We start from the raw sequence: 217 nt of genomic DNA, 5'->3' as shown, positions 1-217 counted from the left end.
TTTTTGTAATTTTTTAAATTCTTTAGAAGTAACTTCAGTTCCATCATCAAGTTCAACTGATTTTGCATCTTTAATCCAGTTATGAATTGATGCAGGAGACACTGCATATTCTTCTGAGAGAGAACGAGCTGATCTCTTTTCCTCGGTGTGCATTTTAATAATGCTTGCTTTAAAATCATCAGTATATCGTTTCATATAAAAACTCCTATCCTAGTTA

General features: G+C 31.8%; 1 protein-coding gene. It reads right to left on the bottom strand.

Annotated features, from left to right (window positions below; all coding sequences use genetic code 11):
• On the bottom strand, positions 1-195 hold a 195-nt coding region (locus tag FD20_RS12885), incomplete at its 3' end, for a transposase (protein WP_057738960.1).
• Positions 196-217: the final 22 nt, after the last annotated feature.

The organism is Liquorilactobacillus uvarum DSM 19971 (assembly GCF_001434935.1).
Taxonomy (GTDB): domain Bacteria; phylum Bacillota; class Bacilli; order Lactobacillales; family Lactobacillaceae; genus Liquorilactobacillus; species Liquorilactobacillus uvarum.
The sequence above is the reverse complement of the archived record's forward strand: the minus strand, read 5'-3'. Positions and strand labels throughout refer to the sequence as shown.